This is a genomic window from Pseudomonas sp. PDM09, from assembly GCF_014852305.1.
Classification (GTDB): domain Bacteria; phylum Pseudomonadota; class Gammaproteobacteria; order Pseudomonadales; family Pseudomonadaceae; genus Aquipseudomonas.
In genome coordinates this window covers 277,348-297,761 of the sequence record NZ_JACVBI010000006.1, presented here as the reverse complement: position 1 = coordinate 297,761, position 20,414 = coordinate 277,348, and the positions used below count along the sequence as shown (strand labels likewise).

Here is a 20,414-nt window from a genome sequence, read left to right as displayed (position 1 = left end):
CGCGAGCAAGCCCGCTCCCACAGTAGATCTCCAGCGGACACTAAATTTGTGAACGACACAGATCAAATGTGGGAGCGGGCTTGCTCGCGAAGGCGGCTTGGAATTCAGGACAAAACCCCATGACACAACACAGCGATATGCTGATCGTCGGCGCCGGCATCCTCGGTCTGTCCCACGCCTACGCCGCCGCCAAGCGCGGTCTGAAAGTCACCGTTTTCGAACGCAGCGAAACGCCGCTCGGCGCTTCGGTGCGCAACTTCGGCCAGGCCCTGGTCACCGGCCAGCCGCCCGGCCCAATGCTTGAACTGGCCAAGACCAGCCGCGACATCTGGGGCCAATGGGCACAACTGGCGGGCCTGCAACTCAAGCGCAACGGCTCGTATCTGTTCGCCCGCACCGAAGCGGAAGAGCACCTGTTGGAAGCCTTCTGCGCCGGTCGCGCCATGGAGCACGGTTACCGCGTCGACCTGCTGCGTGGTGCGGCGTTGCGCGATTTGTACGGCGGCCAGTTCAGCCATCACCGCGCCGCGTTGCACGGCATGGACGACCAGCAGTTGTATTCCCGCGAAGCGATTCCGGCGTTGATCGACTACCTGCGCCGCGAACTGGGCGTCGAGTTTCACTTCGCAACGCTGGTGCGCGACATCGAGCCGGGCCGCTTGCACAGCACCGCCGGCACCTTCAGCGCGGAGCAGATCATCGTCTGCTCCGGTCACGATTATCAAACGCTGCTGGCCGAGCCGATTGCCGAACTGAATCCGCAAATCTGCCGCCTGCAAATGCTCCGCGCCCGACCGCAGATCAACCTCAACCTGCAACACGCGCTGCTCACCGGTCTGAGTTGTGTGCATTACGGCGCCTTCGCCGATTTGCCGGAAGCCGCCGCGGTGCAGGCACAGATTCTGCGCGAGGCACCCCATCTGCATGAAAACGGTATTCACCTGCTGATCAGTCCGACGCCTTACGGTGAGTTGATCATCGGCGACTCTCATCATTACGGCAGCGATCCATCACCGTTTAATGCCGAGCAAGTGGATGACTGGATGATTGAACTGGCCGAGCAGACGTTGGGCTGCAAGGTGCAAGTCATCGAACGCTGGCAGGGCGTCTATGGTTCACGCGGACCGGGGCCGTTCTCCTTTCTGCGCCCGATGCCAGGCGTGAGCGTGGCGCTGATGCACACCGGTGTCGGCATGAGCGTCGGGCCGGCGATGGCTGAACGTAACGTCACGACTTTATTGGGAGACAGTTGATGGACCGCCATGAGCAAGTGATCGCCGAGGTGTTCGGTCTGTACGAGCGTTTTGGCGACAACGATTACATCGGCGAACCGGTGTCGCAGATCGAGCACATGTCTCAGGCGGCGGAACTGGCGATGGCCGAGGGGTTCGATGATGAAGTGGTGCTGGCGGCGTTCTTTCATGACATCGGGCATCTCTGCGCTGAGGGTGCCGAGAGCATGGGTGGTTTTGGGATCGTCAGCCACGAGCGACTGGGGGCGGATTACTTGCGTCGCGCCGGTTTCAGCGAACGCCTGGCGCGGTTGGTGGAGTACCACGTTCAGGCCAAGCGTTATCTGACGCTCAAAGAACCCGGGTACTACGAGCGCTTGAGCGAAGCCAGTCGGCGCACGCTTGAGTATCAGGGCGGGGTGATGACGGCTGTCGAGGCTGAGGCGTTCGAGCAGGATCCGTTGTGTGCGGTCAGTTTGCGGATGCGTCAGTGGGATGAATTGGCCAAGGAGATGTGGGTGCCGGTGATTGATCTTGGGCTGTTGAAGGAGAAGGCGTTGCGCTTGCTAGCCGCGTAGAGCCTCGGAACCGAGTGGCTGCCATCGCGAGCAGGCTCGCTCCCACATTGGATCTGTGAACGACGCAAATCCCCTGTGGGAGCGAGCCTGCTCGCGATGGGGGCAATCCAAACACCACAATTACCCCGGTTTTTACAACTGCTGCGCCAACACCTCAACCTGCTCTTGGCGCTCCCCCTGACTCAGCTTCGAATTCGGATTAAGCGACGACCACTGCGGATGCGCCCGCGCCTTGTTCAGCGCTTCGGGCAGTTTGCCTTCGCGCCAGGTTTTGTCCTGTGGCGTGGCGACCTGAATGCTGTCCATCGCTGCGTGTCCACGGGAACTCAGCGCTTGTAGCAATTGCCGTTGGCGCAAGGCCAACAGCCGTAGCACGCCGTCGTCGACGGTCAGTTCTCGCTGGCCTTTGATCTTGCCCAGCAAACGGCTGCCGTAACTGCGGGCGGTTTGCAGGGCGCCGCCGGCAATCGCGCCGGCCAGTGCCGCCGCACCGAGGGTCAGGCCACCCACCAGCAAGTCAACCCCGGCCCCGGCCGCTGCGCCAGCCGCGATGCCGCCGCCGACCCGCACACCGAGCTGCTTCAGGGTTTCCGGGTTGAACAGGTCATCGCCCCAGCGGCCATCGAGCAGCGGCAAGTCACTGGCCGCCGCATCTTGTGGGCGGAAGGCGTAGAGCTTGAGCAAGGCCTCGACGCAGCGCTGTTCGCGCTGCCGCACTGCTTTGCGCAGTTCGCTGATCGCTTGCTGTTCCTGCGCCGCCTCGCTGACCACACTGCGGCGGCAGGCGGCGCAATCGATCAATAAATCGGCGATCAGCCGCGCTGCACTTTGCTGACGGGCCAGGCGTTGGGCCTGCTGATCAGCGATCAAACGCTCCAGTTGTTCGCGGGCGTTTTCCAGCAGCAGCGCGAGGCTTTCGTAGAGTCGACGTTCGCCATCTTCCGGTGGCGCGACGCTGTCGAAACGCACCAGCGCATGCAAGCCCAATCGCGCCAGGGCTTCACGCCAATCAGGTTCGCGATGCTGGGCGCTGCTGACAAAATTCAACACCGGCAGCAGCGGTTTGCCGCAACTGGCCAGCACCTCCAGTTCGTCGCGGTACTTGGCCAGCACCGGCTCCCGGGCATCGATCACATAGAGCCCGGCGTCCGAGGCGAGCAGTTGCCGCAGCACCTTGGCTTCCTGTTCGAAGCGCTGCCGGGCTTCGCTGCCCTCAAGAAAACGCGCCAGTCGTGCCGGGCCGTCGAGACGTTCGCCGGGTCGTTCCAGACGTTCGAGGTAGTCGAGCAGGGCGATGGCGTCTTCCAGGCCCGGAGTGTCGAACAGATCGAGCAACGGCTCGCCATCCACCGACAATCGCGCGCCTTCGACGTGGCGAGTGGTGCTGGGACGATGGGACACTTCGCCGAAGCCGACGTCTCGCGTCAGCGTTCGCAGCAACGAGGTTTTTCCGACATTGGTGTGGCCCACCACGGCGAGCTTCAACGGCTGTTTCCAGGTATCAGTCATGACCCGTCTCCAGCCAGTTCAACGGCGCGCAATCGGCGAACGGCAGGTCCAGTTGTCGTAGCGCGACATGCCAGTCGCCCAGGCGTTCGGCATCCAGCGCTTCGCCGGGCGGCGCTTGCAACAACCACACACGGGTGGCGGTAGCGCTGCGAGACAGTTCGGCAATCAGCGCCAGACTGCCACGGTCCGGCGAGCGCCGCGGGTCACAGGCGATGGCCAGACGAGCCGGAGGGAAACGGCTCAGCTGTTCGAGCAGTTTGTGCCGGGATTCGCGGCTGTCGAGGACGCCGGCGTTGTTGACGTTTTTCGGCAGCTGCGGCGGCCAGGAGCGTTGGTCGTCCAATTCGATGGCTACCAACAGCGCACCATCGCTTTGCAGATCGCTGGCGGCGCGTTCAACCCGATGAAGTTGTTCTGGCGCGGCATCGCTGATGCCCAGGCGTTCGCTGGTGGGCATCAGCCGTTCGCGCAGTTGGGCGTAGCCGGGCAGGTTCAAATCCAGATGCAGGGCTGCTTGACCGGTTTTCCAGCGCCACAGGCAGAACAATGCGAGCAGCAATCGCGGTAAAACACCGTACGCCAGCAGCACCCCCACCAGCCACGCTGCCCAGGCCTGGCGGGCACTTTCGATGTTCAGCGCAGCATCGCCGCTGGCCCGGATCATCTCCACGCTGGGCACACTGAAACCGAGCAAGGCCGGCAGGGTGCCGAGGGCTTGGGTCATGGCGACGAAGGTGTCGCCGCCGAGAATGGTGGTCTCCCAGACGAAACCGTAGCGCCGGGTCGCCATCAGCGTCAGCACCATTACCAAGGCGCTGAGCATCGCCAGCAACCACAACCCGTTGACCAGCACGCCCAGCGCCCAGCGATTGAGTTTCTGCCGTTGCAGCAACAGCAGCAGGGCCGGCGCCAGTTGCGCAGCGTTGGCATCGCGGGCGAGTTTTTCACTGAGCCACAGCCATAAGCGTCCGAGGGCGGCGCCTTGTTCTCCGGCGAACACCAGGCCCAGGGCCCAACTCAACAATAGAATCAGATTCAGCCCGAGCAGACTGCCCAACGCCCAGAACACATTGACCGGGGACTGGCCGTCGCCCAGCGCGGCAAACGCCAGGCCGGCGCCGCTGATCACGGCCAGAACGGCCAGCACGATCAGCGCCAGTCGCGCGCCTTGCAGCCAATGTTTGAGGGCGTGGGTCTGTCCGTCGCGCTCGGCCAGCCACAGGGCGCGGCGTTGAATGCGCGTCGGCAGGTCGCCGCCGGCGCTACGGGCGATTCGATTGGCTTCCAGATCGTCCAAGGGGCCGGCGTGTTCTTCACGCAGACGTATGGTTTCACTCAGCCAGAGGTTTTGCAGGGGCGTCAGTTCAGTCACGCGGCATCCCGTCGCTTAATTGAGCGGTGAGCATAACCGCTGTGACGCTTATCGGGGTAAGGGAGGCTCTGGTATCCTCGCCGACATGACTAAATCACTCCCCCTCAGCCTGATTGCAGCCCTCGGTGAAAACCGTGTGATCGGCGTCGACAACAGCATGCCCTGGCACTTGCCGGGGGACTTCAAATACTTCAAGGCCACCACCCTTGGCAAACCGATCATCATGGGGCGCAAGACCTGGGATTCCCTCGGTCGTCCTCTGCCGGGCCGGTTGAACATCGTGGTCAGCCGTCAGGCGGATCTGCAGCTGGAAGGCGCGGAGGTTTATCCGTCGCTGGAGGCAGCGGTGGTTCGCGCGCAGCAATGGGCGAACGAGCAGGGCGTCGATGAGGTGATGCTGATTGGCGGGGCGCAGTTGTATGCGCAAGGGTTGGCACAGGCTGATCGGCTGTACCTGACCCGCGTGGCGCTGAGCCCGCAAGGGGATGCGTGGTTTCCGGCGTTTGATTTGAACCAGTGGAAGCTGGTGTCGAATGTTCCGAATCCGGCAGAAGGCGACAAGCCGGCGTATAGCTTTGAGGTGTGGGAGCGCACGTAGATCGTTCCCACGCTCTGCGTGGGAATGCAGCCCGTGACGCTCCGCGTCACTGGACGCGGAGCGTCCCTTGAGGCATTCCCACGCGGGAGCGTGGGAACGATCAGTACGGGTTAAGCGTGAGCCAACTCCGAATGCTCATCCGCATCCAGCAGTTCTTTATCCGTCTGCTGCATGATCTGGCTGGTAATCGCCCCAGCGGTGATAGAACCACTCACGTTCAACGCCGTACGTCCCATATCGATCAGCGGCTCAACCGAAATCAGCAACGCCACCAGTGACACCGGCAAACCCATGGCCGGCAGCACGATCAACGCGGCGAAGGTCGCGCCGCCACCAACCCCGGCCACACCGGCCGAACTCAGCGTCACGATCGCCACCAGCGTCGCGATCCACAGCGGGTCCAGCGGGTTGATGCCCACGGTCGGCGCGACCATCACCGCCAGCATTGCCGGGTACAAACCGGCGCAGCCGTTCTGGCCAATGGTCGCGCCGAACGAGGCGGCGAAACTGGCGATGGACTGTGGAATCCCCAAACGGCTAGTCTGGGCTTCGATGCTCAGTGGAATGGCGGCGGCGCTGGAGCGGCTGGTAAAGGCAAACGTCAGCACCGGCCAGATCTTGCGGAAAAACCGTAGCGGGTTGATCCCGGCAGCTGACACCAGCATGCCATGGACCACAAACATCAAGCCCAGGCCAATGTAGGACACCACCACAAAACTGCCGAGCTTGATGATGTCTTGCAGGTTGGAGCCAGCGACCACTTTGGTCATCAGCGCCAATACGCCGTACGGGGTCAGCTTCATCACCAGACGCACCAAGCGCATCACCCAGGCTTGCAGGGTGTCGATGGCGTTGATCACTTTTTGACCTTTCTCGACATCATCCTTAAGCAGTTGCAACGCTGCGACCCCAAGGAACGCGGCGAAGATCACTACGCTGATGATCGAGGTCGGCTTGGCGCGAGCCAGGTCGGCGAACGGATTCTGCGGGATGAACGACAGCAGCAGTTGCGGCACATTCAGGTCGGCAACCTTACCCGCGTAATCGCTCTGGATGGTTTGCAGGCGAGCCATTTCCTGGGTGCCGGCGACCAGGCCTTCGGCGGTGAGGCCGAACAGGTTGGTCAGGCCTATGCCGATCAGCGCCGCGATGGCGGTGGTGAACAGCAGCGTGCCGATGGTCAGGAAGCTGATTTTGCCCAGCGACGAAGCGTTGTGCAGGCGTGCCACGGCACTGAGGATCGAGGCGAACACCAGCGGGATCACGATCATTTGCAGCAACTGCACGTAACCGTTGCCCACCAGATCGAACCAACTGATCGAGGCTTTCAGTACCGTGTTGCCGGCACCATAAATCGTGTGCAGAGCGACACCAAATGCCACGCCCAGTACCAGCGCGAGGAGAACCTTTTTGGCCAGGCTCCAGGTGGTGTGACGTGTTTGCGCCAGGCCAAAGAGCAAGGCGAGGAACACCAGCAGATTGAGGATCAGCGGCAGATTCATAGAAGCTCCATAGACTTGTGCCAGCCACCTTCGTGTGTGACTGCGAACCGGCAAGCCTAACAGCTTGATATGTAATGATTTAATATCAAAAACAGCGGTTGACTGTCGTTTTTGGAATAAGCCGATGCCGCTGTGAGGAATGCAGTTGGCGGAATCAGGATGCAAGCGGTCGCGGGCAGGCGGGGACTGTCATACAGATTTGTTAGCGTCGATATCTTTGAATCAGGGAGAAACGCAGATGAAGCTCGCACCGAAATTTCTGGCTGCCGTATTCTGCTTGGGCCTTGCCGGCCAGGCGTTCGCTACGGACCTGAAACACTGGCCAGCCGATCAGGCCAAGGCGCTGGACGCGATGATCGCGGCCAATGCCAACAAAGGTAACTTCGCGGTGTTCGACATGGACAACACCAGTTACCGCTACGACCTCGAAGAGTCCTTGTTGCCGTTCATGGAAAACAAGGGCCTGATCACCCGCGAGAGCCTCGATCCCTCCCTGAAACTGATCCCGTTCAAGGACACCGCTGACCATAAGGAAAGCCTGTTCAGCTATTACTATCGCCTCTGTGAAATCGACGACATGGTTTGCTATCCATGGGTCGCCCAAGTGTTTTCCGGCTTCACGCTTCAGGAGCTCAAGGGCAACGTCGATGAGCTGATGGCGTCTGGCAAACCGGTGCCGAGCACTTATTACGATGGCGACGTGGTCAAGACCATCGACGTCAACCCGCCGAAAATCTTCACCGGTCAGAAAGAGCTCTACAACAAGCTGATGGAGAACGGCATCGAGGTCTATGTGATGACCGCCGCCTCTGAAGAACTGGTGCGCATGGTCGCCTCCGATCCGAAGTATGGCTACAACGTCAAGCCGCAGAACGTGATCGGCGTGAGCCTAATGCTCAAGGATCGCAAGACCGGCGAGTTGACCACGGCACGCAAGCAGGTCACTGCCGGCAAGTATGACGAGAAGGCCAACCTGGGCCTCGAGTTGACCCCGTATCTGTGGACTCCGGCAACCTGGATGGCCGGCAAGCAGGCGGCGATCCTGACCTACATCGATGAATGGAAAAAACCGGTCCTGGTGGGCGGCGATACCCCGACCAGCGATGGCTACATGCTGTTTCACAGCGTCGACGTGTCCAAGGGCGGTATCCATTTGTGGGTCAACCGCAAAGACAAATACATGACCCAGATTAACGGCATGATGGCCAAAAACGCAGCAGCCCAGGCGAAAGAAGGATTGGCGGTGACGGCGGACAAGAACTGGGTGATCGTCAAGCCGGAAGAGATTCAGTAAGCACTGCGATGATCGTTCCCACGCTCTGCGTGGGAATGCAGCCCGTGACGCTCCGCGTCACTGGACGCAGAGCATCCCTTGAGGCGTTCCCACGCGGGAGCGTAGGAACGATCAGCCCCGCACTTGGCGGGGCATTTTTTTGTTCGACGGTTAAGTATTACAACCCGTCAAGCATCGCCTTGTTACGTACCGCACCCTTGTCGGCGCTGGTGGCTAACAGGGCATAGGCTTTGAGCGCCGTGGTCACTTTACGTGGACGCACTTCCACCGGTTTCCAGCCTTTCCTGTCCTGCTCGGCACGGCGGGCGGCCATTTCTTCATCGCTGATCAACAGGTTGATCGAGCGGTTCGGAATGTCGATCAGTACCTTGTCGCCATCCTGTACCAGACCGATCGCGCCGCCAGCAGCGGCTTCTGGCGAAGCGTGGCCGATGGACAGGCCCGAAGTGCCGCCAGAGAAGCGGCCGTCGGTGAGCAGGGCGCAGGCTTTGCCCAGGCCTTTGGATTTCAGGTAAGACGTCGGGTAGAGCATTTCCTGCATGCCCGGGCCGCCTTTCGGGCCTTCGTAACGAATGATCACGATGTCGCCGGCCTTCACTTCATCGGCGAGGATGCCGCGTACGGCGCTGTCCTGGCTTTCGAAGATTTTCGCGTTGCCTTCGAAGACGTGGATCGACTCGTCGACGCCGGCGGTTTTCACCACGCAACCGTCCAAAGCGATGTTGCCGTACAGAACGGCCAGGCCGCCTTCTTTCGAGTAAGCATGTTCGACACTACGGATGCAGCCGTTTTCACGGTCGTCGTCCAGGGTTTCCCAACGGGTCGACTGGCTGAACGCGGTTTGCGTCGGGATGCCCGCCGGACCGGCCTTGAAGAAGTGATGCACGGCTTCGTCGGTGGTCTGGGTGATGTCCCACTTGGCGATACCTTCGGCCATGGTCTTGCTGTGCACAGTCGGCAGGTCGGTGTGCAACAGGCCGCCACGGGCCAGGGAGCCGAGGATACTGAAGATCCCGCCGGCACGGTGCACGTCTTCCATGTGGTACTTCTGGATGTTCGGCGCGACTTTGCACAGTTGCGGCACATGGCGGGAGAGACGGTCGATGTCGCGCAGGTCGAAATCGATCTCGGCTTCCTGGGCCGCGGCCAGCAAGTGCAGGATGGTGTTGGTGGAACCGCCCATGGCGATGTCCAGGGTCATGGCGTTTTCGAACGCCTTGAAGTTGGCGATGTTGCGCGGCAACACCGACTCGTCGTTCTCGCCGTAGTAACGCTTGCACAGCTCGACGATGGTACGGCCGGCCTGCAGGAACAGTTGTTCGCGGTCGCTGTGGGTGGCCAGGGTCGAACCGTTGCCCGGCAATGCCAGGCCCAAGGCTTCAACCAGGCAGTTCATCGAGTTGGCGGTGAACATGCCGGAGCAGGAGCCGCACGTCGGGCAGGCGCTACGCTCATACTCGGCAACCTTCTCGTCGGAGGCGCTGGAGTCGGCGGCGATCACCATGGCGTCGACCAGGTCGAGACCGTGGCTGGCCAGTTTGGTCTTGCCGGCTTCCATCGGGCCACCGGACACGAAGATCACCGGGATGTTCAGGCGCAAAGAGGCCATCAACATGCCGGGGGTGATCTTGTCGCAGTTGGAAATGCAGACGATGGCGTCGGCGCAGTGGGCGTTGACCATGTACTCGACGGAGTCGGCGATGATCTCGCGGCTCGGCAGCGAATAGAGCATGCCGTCGTGGCCCATGGCGATGCCGTCGTCCACGGCGATAGTGTTGAATTCTTTGGCGACGCCGCCGGCCCGTTCGATTTCGCGAGCGACCAGTTGCCCCAGGTCCTTGAGGTGCACATGACCCGGTACGAACTGGGTAAAGGAGTTGGCAATGGCGATGATCGGCTTCTTGAAGTCGTCATCTTTCATCCCCGTGGCGCGCCACAGTGCGCGGGCACCGGCCATGTTGCGGCCGTGGGTGGATGTTTTCGAGCGGTAATCAGGCATGAAGCACTCCGGGCGGCTAATCAGGTATCAAAAGGGGAAGTGAGCTTCTATTGACGTCTGGAACACTCAGAAATGGCCGTGTGTCCGGAAGTTGCCGATAACTTTGCGGGATCGCCGCGCGCTTCAGCTTGAGCTCATAAACCCGCCGGGGGATGAATGGCGATGAATCTCGCGATTCTACACCGCTGGCGTCAGGAGGGAATGCCGGAAAACGTTGATCCAGCGCCGATGAAGCGTATGGGGTGACGATCGGCGGGGTTATTCGACGCTTGGACTGGCTCTTGGGCTTTTGGCTCGTTGATTGATACGACTGTTGAGCGCCAGCGCCACGCTACTCAGAATGACGAAGCTGTATCCAAGGGTGGATTGCAGGTTGGCCGGCCCCAAGCTGATGAGCGCACTGATCAACCCGCCGCAGATGAAAATCACCGTGCTGCCGGCCGACGCCGAGGTTCCCGCACTTTCAGGGAACAGGCTCATGGCTTTGGAGGTGGCGGCCGGTCGGGCAATGGTGGTGCCGGCGGTGCAGATGAGCATCGGTACCAGGACGGTGACCGATGACAATGCAACGTGGTTTGAAAGGTAAAGCATGATGAGACCGGACAGCATGATCAGGCTCAACCCGCTGATGATCTGATGACGGGGACTGATGCGTTTGCACAGCACAATCGCAGCCATGCCGCCGACAATGTAGGCGCCGCCGTACACCAGCAGGATCAGCGAGTAGTCATAGGCCGATAACTGGAGTTGGTCCATGAAGATCAGCGGCGAAATAACGATGAATGAGAAATGGCAGGCGAAAGCAAAGCCTGAAATCAACCAGTAGGGCAGGAAATCGGCATCACGCAGGACCCCACTGTAGGACTGGAGGATATTCGGCCGCGCGCGGGTTGCTGCCGGGCGGGTATTGTCGAGAAACAGCCAGGCTTTGAGCAGTACCATGCCGGCCAGTGCGGTAAACACCCAGAAGCTGCCCTGCCAGCCCAGCGTGGTTTGCAGGAATGTACCGGCCAACGGTGAGACCGAGATGAAAATGCCGGTGGCGGTGACCATCAGGATCCGCAACCGGTCACGTTCCTCACCCTCGAACAGATCCTGAATCAGTGCTTGTGACAGCACGAAACACCCGCAGCCGAGCGCCTGAATGACACGCAGCAGCAGGAAATGGACATAGTCCGTGGTCAGTACGCAGCCCACCGCCCCCAGCATCGAAACGGTGATTCCGGCGAGCAACAACCGTTTGCGTCCGATCATATCCGACAGTGGCCCGATCAGCAGTTGAGAGGCGGCGATGCCGACGGCAAACAGACTGATCGACAGCGCAACGTCGGCGGACGTGCTGCGAAAGTGCTCGGCGAGTGCAGGGAACGAGGGAAGCAGGACATCCAGCGGGAATACGCCAAGCAGCACCATTGCCAACAACAGGCTGACCGCCCCACGACGCTGTCTGGCGGTTGCCGCAGAATGTCCTTCATTCATCGATAAGTCCTGCCTTCATGAACAGCTGCTGGTTGTAGGGCAGGGCGAAGAATCCGGCTTTTTTCAAAGCATCAAGCGTCGCGCCACTGCCGGATCGCGCACGCTGAAGGGTGGCTTGGCGGCTAGTCAGTTCTCCGAGAATCTCTGTGACGGCGGTCTCGTCGATACCCGCGCTGTGCAGGCTTTCCCGCATCCATCGCTCATCGGCTTCGAAGAAAATCCGGACGATGTCCAGCAGCAGCCTGCTGGCGAACGTGCGTTGACGGCTGTTCAGGGTCAACCACAGGTAATGGAACACTTCAGAGAAATAGCGGCTGTGAAGCGCCTCGTCCGAGAGGTGGTCCCTGAGCATTGCCTCGACGCTGGACACCAGGTCGTTACGGCAGATGTCGAGCAGATCCTTGGCAATGATCGTCTCCGACACGAACCCGACGAGAAACCAGGCCAGTGCCCTGTTTTTTTCAGGTGTGCGGTCGAGCAAGGTGTTCAACCGCGTGATGCGGTGAGGCATGACCGGGCGCGGACTGATCCCGTAAACCCCGGCAACCTGCTCGGCAAGGCTGTTGGAGAACAGTGCGTGATAACCCTCGTCGGTATAAAGCTGAAGTGCGGCGGTCTTCATCCGCGGGGGGACGCAGGCTTTCAGTTCACCGTGGATGATGGTTTCCACGGATCGGTTGACGATGCGGTGTTCGAGCAAGGTGGTGTAGTCGAGGAAATACACCAGATGATTGGCCGACAGCCGATGGATGACGGTTTGGCCCAGCGCTTCGATAGCCGGGTGCTTCAGGTATGCGAGGAAGGCCGGAGGAAACCAGTGGCGTGTTTCCAATTGTTGTTCCAGGTCTGGCGGCAATAGATAGTCGTGCTCGCTGGTTCGCACCGACGCGCGGGTATTCCAGTCACCGAGGGTGAAACGCCGCGCCCAGGAAAGGGGGCGATCTACCGGCGCAATGATGGGGGCGGTCATTGTTGCGGCTCCCGACTGCTCAGCAGATCCTTCAATTCCTTGCACATCACTTGTCCGTCGCTGTGGCCACAGCCAACAAAAAACAAGGGTTGTTCTGGATTGTTCTCAAGCCCCAGCAATGTTTCGACCTGATCGTCCGTCAGAGCTCCTGTCAGCCATGTGTTCAGCCCCAGTGCAGTGGCCACCAGTTGAAAGGTCTGGGAAACATGCCCCGCCTCCACGAAAGCCATTCGGTAGGCTCGTGAGTGTTCATATTTCCACCACAACTTGTCGAAGCGAGCGGTAATGAACAGACCCACCGGCAGGTTATTGATGAAATGTTGGCCACACAGCAACTGCCCCAGGGGCGAATCAGGTGCCGGGTTGATGAAGCTCAGTGCATGGTCGACGGGATGATAGGCGTAGAACCCGGGTTCAAGGCCGCTGACGTTTTGTACATGAAGAAAGCCTTCGCAGGCATTCAGCCCGCCGCCGGACGGGCTGCTGCGTCGGGCACCGAGACCTTCGACAATGGTTTCGTCGACGTCATTTTCGCGTTCATGCAAGTAGCCCAGGGACAGGTAAAGCAGTGTGCCGACATCTTCTAGCGAAACCGCTTCATCCGTGAAGGTGCGGCAGGTTTTGCGGCCGATCAGGACGCTGGCAAGCGAACCTTGCGGCAGGCAGGAGGGTTTTGGCAGGGCAATCAGCTCGCGCGCCTGGTGTTCTTTGAGCCTGGTGCCCGGCGCGGGTGCGGCCAGTACTTCGGTGCAATGGTCCAGATAGTGCCTCGACCATTCATGAATGTTCTGAGGGACATGTCCGCAGGGAATGTTCTTGGTGCCGATATGGAATATCTTCGACAGTTCATCCCAACCCCATTCAATAGTGTCTTGTATTGAGGTGGTCAATATTCCGGAGTTCAGAAGTTGAGTGTCTACTCTGTTGCTGTCGTCATACAGTTTGGGGTTATTGATAAGTTGTGCAAGTCGGGTTGAATATTCCAGATTAAGTTCAAATTGTTTATGATTTTTGTAATCCCAGACTATTTGGCCGGGCGTACGCGGAAGTATGAACAAGTATGGGTTTATCTGCATGATGGACGGTTCGCTCTGGACATAGCTATAGAAAACGCTGGGTAGCCGGCACTCCCCAGCGTTTCATTTACTTAGCGGGTTTTTGGCGCAACCAGAAAAGCCAGGTTGGCGATTTTGTTTGCTTCCAGAGTAATTGCTTTCATGTTTTTGACTCCTTGTCATTGATAGTGAGTGTCACTTCGCGGTGACAACTCAATCATAGGCTGTAATGAGCCCTTATCAAGGGGGTATTAAGTAGGAAGGTTCTAGTAATTTTGTCGGAGCGATCTGACGGTAGGAGCAAGTTTGTAAGTTATATCCTTTTAAATAAAGGATGCAGGGAAACGTCCTGCAAGTCAGTAGGACCGCAAGAGTAAGAAGCGAGACAGAAGTTTGGATGTCGTGGCGTTGAAACGGCTGACGGAGAGCCTGTTGGCTCCCCGTCAAACCAGCGTACTCAGCTGTTTGGCAGCAGGCGGCAGGTGATGCTCTTGATGTAGCGAGTCTCGGCAATCGCTGGGTGTACCGGGTGATCCGGGCCCTGACCGCCGCGTTCCAGCATCTGGATGTTGCGGTCCAGGTGACGGGCGCTGGTCAGCAGGATATTCTGCAGATCGTCTTCCGGCAGGTGCATCGAGCACGAAGCGCTGACCAGGATGCCGTCCTTGCTAAGCAGGCGCATGGCTTGCTCATTCAGGCGACGGTAGGCGCCTTCACCGTTTTTCATGTCTTTCTTGCGTTTGATGAAGGCAGGAGGGTCGGCCACGATGACGTCGAAACGCTCTTCGCTGGCTTTCAGCTCCTTCAGGGCTTCGAACACGTCGCCTTCGATGCAGGTCATTTTTTCGGCGACGCCGTTCAGTGCGGCATTGCGCTCGACGCCGTCGAGGGCGAAGGCCGAAGCATCGACGCAGAACACTTCACTGGCGCCGAACGCCGCCGCTTGCACGCCCCAGCCGCCGATGTAGCTGTACAGGTCGAGTACGCGTTTGCCTTTGGCATAAGGGGCCAGACGCGCGCGGTTCATGCGGTGGTCGTAGAACCAGCCGGTTTTCTGTCCCTGGATGACCGGTGCTTCGAATTTCACGCCGTTCTCTTCCAGAGCAACCCATTCCGGCACCAGGCCGAATACGGTTTCGACGTAGCGGTTGAGGCCTTCGGCATCACGGGCAGCGGAGTCGTTCTTGAACAGAATGCCGCTTGGCTTGAGCACTTGGGTCAATGCCGCGATCACGTCATCTTTGTGAGCTTCCATGGTCGCCGAGGCGATCTGGACGACCAGAATGTCGCCGAAACGGTCTACCACCAGGCCTGGCAGCAGGTCGGAGTCGCCGTAGACCAGGCGATAGAACGGCTTGTCGAACAGGCGATCGCGCAGGGACAGGGCAACGTTCAGGCGATGCACCAGCAGCGACTTGTCCAGCGGCAACTTGATGTCGCGCGATAGCAGACGGGCGCAGATCAGGTTGTTCGGGCTCATGGCAACGATGCCCAGCGGCTTGCCGCTGGCGGCTTCGAGAATCGCCTGGTCGCCGGCCTTGAAACCGTGCAAAGGCGTAGCGGCTACATCGATTTCGTTGCTGTAGACCCACAGGTGGCCGTTTCGCAGGCGACGGTCGGCGTTGGCTTTAAGGCGCAGGCTAGGCAGGGACATGACGTCGCTCCGGAAAAAAGAGCGGGAGTATAGCGTGTTGAGGGAGTGACGGGTTTGGTGGTCGATGAAACGCGGATGAGGCCTGTCAGTTAAGGTGTGAACCTGTGGGAGCGGGCTTGCTCGCGAAGGCGGGGTGCCAGGCAGCATTAATGTCGACTGACACGCCGTTTTCGCGAGCAAGCCCGCTCCCACATGAATGCGCTTGACTGACTGTCGGATCCATCTTTTTAAGGGTTAGAATCCCCGCCTGACCCGGAGTGTGTACTTATGTCCCAAGAGTTGACGACCGAACAGATTCAACAGTCCCTGCAAGGCATCAGTGTGCCGCCTCAGCCGCAGATCATGGTGGATCTGCAGATGGAGCAGTACATGCCCGACCCGGATCTGGAAGTGATCGCGAAGCTGATCTCCCAGGACCCGGGCTTGTCCGGCGCCTTGCTGAAAATCGTCAACTCGCCGTACTACGGCTTGAGCAACAAGATCACCGCGATCCAGCGGGCAGTGAATCTGTTGGGCAGCCGCTCGATCATCAACCTGATCAATGCGCAGTCGATCAAGGGCGAGCTGAACGACGATGCCATCGTTACACTCAACCGTTTCTGGGATACGGCGCAGGACGTGGCGATGACGTGCCTGACCCTGGCCAAGCGTGTCGGTGTCCAGGCCGGTGATGAAGCCTATGCGCTGGGCCTGTTCCACGATTGCGGCATCCCGTTGATGATCAAGAAATTCCCCGACTACATGAAAGTGCTGGAACAGGCCTATGCCAATGCCAGTGCCGAATGCCGGGTGGTGGATACCGAAAACAAGCAATACAACACCAACCATGCCGTGGTCGGGTATTACACCGCCAAGTCCTGGCGCCTGCCGGAACATGTCACCCAGGCCATTGCCAACCACCACAACGCCCTGGCCATTTTCAGCGATGAATCGTCACGCAACACGCCGCTGAAAAACTTGCTGGCGATCCTGAAGATGGCCGAACACATTTGCGCCTCCTTCCGGGTGCTGGGCAACCAGTCCGAAGACCATGAATGGAACAGTGTCGGGCCCCTTGTGCTCGATTACATCGGCCTATCGGAATACGATTTCGAAACCCAGAAACAAGAAATTCGCGACCTCGCCACACGTTGAGTGTCGAACCTCGCCTGATTCGAGAGCCCCATGCCTGAACTGCCGGAAGTCGAAACCACCCGCCGCGGGATTGCACCGCACCTGGAAGGCCAGCGCGTCAGCCGGGTGATCGTGCGTGAGCGCCGTCTGCGCTGGCCGATCCCCGAAGACCTGGATGTGCGGCTGTCCGGTCAGCGCATCGTGCTGGTGGAACGGCGCGCCAAATACCTGCTGATCAACGCCGAAGTCGGCACGCTGATCAGTCATTTGGGGATGTCGGGCAATCTGCGGCTGGTGGAAGTCGGCCTGCCGGCGGCCAAGCATGAGCATGTGGACATTGAACTGGAATCGGGCCTGGCCCTGCGCTACACCGACCCGCGACGCTTTGGCGCGATGCTCTGGAGCCTGGACCCACTCAACCATGAACTGCTGATTCGACTCGGGCCGGAGCCGTTGACCGACCTGTTTGACGGCGAGCGACTGTTCCAGCAATCCCGCGGGCGTTCCATGTCGGTCAAACCGTTCATCATGGACAACGCGGTGGTGGTCGGCGTCGGCAATATCTACGCGACAGAAGCATTGTTTGCGGCCGGTATCGACCCGCGCCGTGAAGCCAAGGGCATTTCCCGGGCGCGCTATTTGAAGCTGGCGATCGAGATCAAGCGCATCCTTGCCCTCGCCATCGAGCGCGGGGGCACCACGTTGCGGGACTTTATCGGTGGCGACGGTCAACCGGGTTATTTCCAGCAGGAACTGTTCGTGTACGGCCGTGGTGGTGAACACTGCAAGGTCTGTGGCACAGGGCTGCGGGAAGTCAAGCTTGGGCAGCGCGCCAGCGTCTTTTGTCCGCGCTGTCAGAGCTGATACCGGCTACGGTCTATAGTCAGTGTTCTCACTGCCTAGCCGAAGGACCGTGCCATGAATCTGTTTCGAACCCTTGTCGTTGCGTTGTTGCTGAGCGTCGGTGCGTCCGCGCTGGCGGCTGAGAACGGCAGCGGCGATCCGCGTTACACCATCCAGAACCCACCGGCCTACGCCATGCTTGGCGACTTGCTGATTGCTCGACCTTTGTTGGTGGCGGCGACGGTGATCGGTGCCGGGGCGTTTGTGCTGTCGTTGCCGTTTACCGCACTGGGCGGCGGCATTGGCGATGCGGGACAGGCGTTGGTGGTCGATCCGGCGAAAGCCGCATTTGTGCGGTGCCTGGGGTGCATCGGGGAGGGGTTTGAACAGCAGGAGTGAGGCAGAATCAAAAGATCGCAGCCTTTGGCAGCTCCTACTGGTGTACGCATTCCAGGGTAGGAGCTGCCGAAGGCTGCGATCTTTTCAGGCTTTCAAGCCTTACCGGTAATCTTGCGGTACTTCTCCATCAACTGTTCTTCAGTCTCCGGATGAGCCTCGTCCAGCGGGATGCAATCCACCGGGCAGACCTGCTGGCACTGCGGTTCGTCGTAGTGGCCGACACATTGTGTGCACAGGTTCGGGTCGATCACGTAGATCTCTTCGCCCTGGGAGATGGCGGCGTTCGGGCACTCAGGTTCGCAGACGTCGCAGTTGATGCAATCGTCGGTGATGATCAGGGACATGCTAACTCCAGCCAGGGCGGCAGGCCCGGGCGCAATAAATCAATGCGCACAATTGTGCCGCATTGGCGCCCGCAGTGCACGCGGGCGCGATCAAGTGCAGCGATCGAAGATTGCGGTAGCCGTAAAAGATCGCAGTCTTCGGCAGCTCCTACTTTTTAAAGCGTAGGGTGAGGGCGTCGGCCACCGCCGGGTGGACGAACTTGGTGATATCGCCGCCCAGGGCTGCGATTTCACGCACCAGCGTCGAGGAAATGAACGAATAACGCTCGGATGGGGTAAGAAACAGGCTTTCCACATCCGGCGCCAGTTGGCGGTTCATGTTGGCCAGCTGGAATTCGTATTCGAAGTCCGATACCGCGCGCAAACCACGCAGGAATACGTTGGCGTTCTTCTCTTTGGCGAAGTGCGCGAGCAGCGTCGAGAAGCCGACGACTTCAACGTTCGGCAGATGTTTAGTGACCTCGCGGGCCAGCTCCACACGTTGTTCCAGGGGAAACAGCGGGTTTTTTTTCGGGCTGGCGGCGACGGCGATGATCACGTGATCGAACAGGCGCGAGGCGCGTTCGACCAGATCGCCATGGCCCTTGGTAATAGGGTCGAAGGTACCTGGGTACAACACTCGGTTCATCGCGTCGTCCTGGCGGGAGTCCGTTGGGGAGTCGGATGGTATCGCAGCCTTCCCGGTCGGCCAAGTCGCCTGTTGGGTAAGAAAGCACTATAGACGATGGGAATATTCCGCGTTTTCATGGGTTTTTCAAACGTTCGGCCAGCGAAGTAGCCAATTGTGCCGTCAGTCCGTAGACCGACAATTGGGGGTTTGCCCCAATGCTGGTGGGGAAAAGCGAGCCGTCATGAATCGACAGATTGGCGAGTTGGTGATGTTGGCCGAGGCTGTCGGTCACGGCATTTTTCGGGTCTTCACCCATGGCACAACCGCCCATCACATGGGCACTGCCCAGGCGCGTTCTATACAACTCAAGGCTCAGATCATCAATCAGCGTGCGCGCTTGAGCGAGGGTTTTCACGTAGCGCGCGTCGGCGTGCATCGGCATCACGGCGTTGGCGCCACCGGCGAACTGGATCTCGGCCATGCTGTGGAAAGCCCGGCGCAACCCGTCCCAGGCATACGGTGAAACCTGATAGTCGAGCACCGGTGTGCCGTCACCGCGCAATTCAACGCTGCCGCCGGGGCTGTCCGGGTGAAAACCGTCCCGCAGCAATGCCAGCATGGCATGGGTGTGCGGCAGGTTTTCCATATGCCGGGCGCTTTCCGTGCCAAAACCACCGAGTAACGTGCTGGCCAGCGCCGGATGCAGGGGTGGAACTTCAAGTTTGTAGGACATCTTGCCAGTGGTGCCATCCTGCCACTGGAAATGGTCGGAATAGATCGACTGCGGCGCGCCGTAGAACGGGTTGATCACCTCATCAAACAGCCCGGCGGATATGTTTACCAGATGCAGGAACGTCCGTTTGCCCAGCCGCTCGTGAGGATCCGGCGCCTCGGAGCGCAACAGCAGCGCCGGGCTGTTGATCCCGCCGCCGGCCAGCACGTAATGCCGCGCCTTGACCGTAATCGTGCGTCCGGTGGGCGCAACGCAACGCTCATCCATCGCCACGCATTGCAGCCCCGTAACCCTGCCGTCTTTGAGTGACAGCTTTTCTGCGCGGGCCAGATAGAGCAGCTCGCCACCTTTTTCCAGGGTCGCCGGGATGGTCGTGACCAGCATCGATTGCTTGGCATTGGTCGGGCAACCCATGCCGCAATAGCCGATATTCCAGCAGCCGCGCACGTTGCGCGGAATCACATGCCAGGCGTAGCCGAGTTTTTCGCAGCCCTTGCGGATGACGTCGTTGTTGGCGTTGGGCGGCACCCTCCATGGCGCGACACCCAGGCGTTGTTCCATTTTCTCGAACCAGGGCGCCATCTCGGCCGACGTGTGGCCTTTGACGTCGTGCTCTTTGGCCCAGTGTTCCAGCGTCGGGTCCGGGGTGCGAAAGCTCGAGGTCCAGTTGACCAGCGTGGTGCCGCCCACCGCCCGACCCTGGAGGATGGTAATTGCGCCGTCCTTGCTCATGCGCCCGATGCCTTCCTGATAGAGGCTGCTGTAGGCCTGGTCTTCGAGCATCTTGAAGTCGCTGCTGGTCTTGAGTGGGCCTTCCTCGATCAGCAACACCTTGTAGCCGGCGGCGCTGAGGATTTCGGCGGTGGTTCCACCGCCGGCACCGCTGCCGATGATCGCCACGTCCGTTTCGAGGGTCAGGTCCTGGGGCAGGCGGGCGCCGTTGTAGGTTTTCCAGCCACGGGCCAGGCCTTCGCGGAACGGATCGGGTACGGGCATGTTTGGGGTTCTCTTATTATTTTGGATTCTGTGGTGAGGCGGCTGACGTCATCGCGGGCAAGCCACGCTCCCACAGGGTTTGAGTCGTTCACAAAAGGGTGGTCCATCGCAAAACCTGTGGGAGCGTGGCTTGC

The 20,414-nt window shown here is 60.0% G+C and carries 18 protein-coding genes; 7 read left to right on the top strand and 11 right to left on the bottom strand.

Features of this window, described 5'->3' with window-relative positions:
* The first annotated feature begins 119 nt into the window (after positions 1 to 119).
* Complete coding sequence (locus IB250_RS16840) at positions 120 to 1,253, top strand: TIGR03364 family FAD-dependent oxidoreductase (protein WP_192344943.1); 1,134 nt, start codon at positions 120 to 122, stop codon at positions 1,251 to 1,253.
* Positions 1,253 to 1,810, top strand: a complete 558-nt coding sequence (locus IB250_RS16835; protein WP_192344942.1) for a phosphonate degradation HD-domain oxygenase — start codon at positions 1,253 to 1,255, stop codon at positions 1,808 to 1,810. Before IB250_RS16840 ends, IB250_RS16835 begins: the two co-directional genes overlap by 1 nt.
* A 132-nt stretch (positions 1,811 to 1,942) precedes the next feature.
* On the opposite strand, the gene IB250_RS16830 is transcribed toward IB250_RS16835, so the two are convergent.
* Together IB250_RS16830 and IB250_RS16825 are read right to left on the bottom strand one after the other, a co-directional pair.
* A complete protein-coding gene (locus tag IB250_RS16830; RefSeq protein WP_192344941.1) occupies positions 1,943 to 3,319 on the bottom strand; it encodes a GTPase/DUF3482 domain-containing protein in 1,377 nt (458 codons plus the stop codon).
* A complete protein-coding gene (locus IB250_RS16825; RefSeq protein ID WP_192344940.1) occupies positions 3,312 to 4,691 on the bottom strand; it encodes a DUF2868 domain-containing protein in 1,380 nt (459 codons plus the stop codon). Before IB250_RS16825 ends, IB250_RS16830 begins: the two co-directional genes overlap by 8 nt.
* A gap of 85 nt (positions 4,692 to 4,776) precedes the next feature.
* Between IB250_RS16825 and IB250_RS16820 the strand changes: the two genes are divergently transcribed.
* Positions 4,777 to 5,289 carry a dihydrofolate reductase gene (locus IB250_RS16820; RefSeq protein ID WP_192344939.1) on the top strand — a complete coding sequence of 171 codons (513 nt, stop codon included), beginning with the start codon at positions 4,777 to 4,779 and terminating at the stop codon, positions 5,287 to 5,289.
* Between the two features lie 110 nt (positions 5,290 to 5,399).
* On the opposite strand, the gene IB250_RS16815 is transcribed toward IB250_RS16820, so the two are convergent.
* On the bottom strand, positions 5,400 to 6,791 hold the full coding sequence (locus IB250_RS16815; protein WP_192344938.1) for an L-cystine transporter: 1,392 nt from the start codon (positions 6,789 to 6,791) through the stop codon (positions 5,400 to 5,402).
* A gap of 238 nt (positions 6,792 to 7,029) precedes the next feature.
* Between IB250_RS16815 and IB250_RS16810 the strand changes: the two genes are divergently transcribed.
* On the top strand, positions 7,030 to 8,085 hold the full coding sequence (locus tag IB250_RS16810; RefSeq protein ID WP_192344937.1) for a haloacid dehalogenase-like hydrolase: 1,056 nt from the start codon (positions 7,030 to 7,032) through the stop codon (positions 8,083 to 8,085).
* A gap of 157 nt (positions 8,086 to 8,242) precedes the next feature.
* On the opposite strand, the gene ilvD is transcribed toward IB250_RS16810, so the two are convergent.
* The 5 genes from ilvD to IB250_RS16785 form a co-directional block, all read right to left on the bottom strand.
* Entirely contained in the window at positions 8,243 to 10,084 is a 1,842-nt protein-coding gene (gene ilvD, locus IB250_RS16805) for a dihydroxy-acid dehydratase (RefSeq protein ID WP_192344936.1), read from the bottom strand.
* Positions 10,085 to 10,342: 258 nt separating this feature from the next.
* Positions 10,343 to 11,563: a multidrug effflux MFS transporter gene (locus IB250_RS16800; RefSeq protein WP_192344935.1), complete on the bottom strand. Its 1,221-nt coding sequence runs from the start codon at positions 11,561 to 11,563 to the stop codon at positions 10,343 to 10,345.
* Positions 11,556 to 12,533: a diiron oxygenase gene (locus IB250_RS16795; RefSeq protein ID WP_192344934.1), complete on the bottom strand. Its 978-nt coding sequence runs from the start codon at positions 12,531 to 12,533 to the stop codon at positions 11,556 to 11,558. The genes IB250_RS16800 and IB250_RS16795 overlap by 8 nt, the downstream gene beginning before the upstream one ends.
* On the bottom strand, positions 12,530 to 13,609 hold the full coding sequence (locus IB250_RS16790; RefSeq protein ID WP_192344933.1) for a SagB family peptide dehydrogenase: 1,080 nt from the start codon (positions 13,607 to 13,609) through the stop codon (positions 12,530 to 12,532). Before IB250_RS16790 ends, IB250_RS16795 begins: the two co-directional genes overlap by 4 nt.
* Positions 13,610 to 14,045: 436 nt before the next feature.
* Positions 14,046 to 15,242: a class I SAM-dependent rRNA methyltransferase gene (locus IB250_RS16785; RefSeq protein WP_007897847.1), complete on the bottom strand. Its 1,197-nt coding sequence runs from the start codon at positions 15,240 to 15,242 to the stop codon at positions 14,046 to 14,048.
* A 321-nt stretch (positions 15,243 to 15,563) separates the two neighbouring features.
* Here IB250_RS16785 and IB250_RS16780 point away from each other — a divergent pair, with 321 nt between their 5' ends.
* Genes IB250_RS16780 through IB250_RS16770 form a run of 3 tightly spaced genes read left to right on the top strand, consistent with a single transcriptional unit; the run spans position 15,564 to position 17,597 of the window.
* Positions 15,564 to 16,376 (top strand): HDOD domain-containing protein, encoded by an 813-nt coding sequence (locus IB250_RS16780; protein WP_192345012.1) that lies wholly within the window; start codon positions 15,564 to 15,566, stop codon positions 16,374 to 16,376.
* A gap of 30 nt (positions 16,377 to 16,406) precedes the next feature.
* Entirely contained in the window at positions 16,407 to 17,219 is an 813-nt protein-coding gene (gene mutM, locus IB250_RS16775) for a bifunctional DNA-formamidopyrimidine glycosylase/DNA-(apurinic or apyrimidinic site) lyase (protein WP_192344932.1), read from the top strand.
* 54 nt (positions 17,220 to 17,273) lie between these two features.
* On the top strand, positions 17,274 to 17,597 hold the full coding sequence (locus IB250_RS16770) for a multidrug transporter (RefSeq protein WP_192344931.1): 324 nt from the start codon (positions 17,274 to 17,276) through the stop codon (positions 17,595 to 17,597).
* A 92-nt stretch (positions 17,598 to 17,689) separates the two neighbouring features.
* On the opposite strand, the gene IB250_RS16765 is transcribed toward IB250_RS16770, so the two are convergent.
* The 3 genes from IB250_RS16765 to IB250_RS16755 all read right to left on the bottom strand — a co-directional run bounded on the left by IB250_RS16765 (position 17,690) and on the right by IB250_RS16755 (position 20,280).
* A complete protein-coding gene (locus IB250_RS16765; RefSeq protein WP_003195146.1) occupies positions 17,690 to 17,941 on the bottom strand; it encodes a YfhL family 4Fe-4S dicluster ferredoxin in 252 nt (83 codons plus the stop codon).
* A gap of 148 nt (positions 17,942 to 18,089) precedes the next feature.
* Entirely contained in the window at positions 18,090 to 18,569 is a 480-nt protein-coding gene (gene coaD, locus IB250_RS16760) for a pantetheine-phosphate adenylyltransferase (protein ID WP_007897855.1), read from the bottom strand.
* Between the two features lie 115 nt (positions 18,570 to 18,684).
* The gene (locus IB250_RS16755) at positions 18,685 to 20,280 is read right to left on the bottom strand and encodes a GMC family oxidoreductase (RefSeq protein ID WP_192344930.1); all 1,596 of its coding nucleotides are present in this window, start codon (positions 20,278 to 20,280) and stop codon (positions 18,685 to 18,687) included.
* Positions 20,281 to 20,414 lie beyond the last annotated feature (134 nt).